Source organism: Mesorhizobium sp. M6A.T.Cr.TU.017.01.1.1 (genome assembly GCF_004023115.1).
In the GTDB taxonomy this organism is placed as follows: domain Bacteria; phylum Pseudomonadota; class Alphaproteobacteria; order Rhizobiales; family Rhizobiaceae; genus Mesorhizobium; species Mesorhizobium mediterraneum.
The window spans coordinates 1-395 of the sequence record NZ_RZTA01000319.1 but is presented as its reverse complement, the minus strand read 5'-3'; the positions used below and the strand labels follow the sequence as shown (position 1 = coordinate 395).

Sequence of the window (395 nt, the reverse complement as noted above, 5' to 3'; positions counted from 1 at the left end):
GGCGAACAATCCGCCTGATGACATCGCCGTTCTATGCCTGCGAACCATGCGTCTTGTTCGTCTGGGTAACGCCTTAGAGGTTGCAGAGCTAGGTCGGTTAATATTCGCAAATATCGATGGCATTTTTCGAGAGATTGCTGCGGATTTGGGAGAACCGCCGCCGGCGCCCGAAGATCACCCCGCGCCGCCGCCTCCCGGAGAATAAACTCCACCGCGCAGCTTCAGCGCCGCGCTGGCGGGGGGCCCGCTGCCTCCGGCAGCTCCCCCGCTTTCGAAGCCTGCCATCGATCCACCGGATCGATGACTTGGCGCGCTTTGCGCGCCAACCGGCTTCTCAATCCCCCATCTTAAGCGCCTGAATAAACGCCTCCTGCGGAATATCCACCTTCCCAAAC

At 60.5% G+C, this 395-nt stretch carries 1 protein-coding gene; it reads left to right on the top strand.

Going from position 1 to position 395, the window contains the following annotated elements; genetic code table 11:
- Positions 1–205, top strand: a 205-nt coding sequence (locus EOB36_RS34810) for a hypothetical protein (RefSeq protein ID WP_206637253.1), incomplete at its 5' end; no start/stop codon positions are given.
- Positions 206–395: the final 190 nt, after the last annotated feature.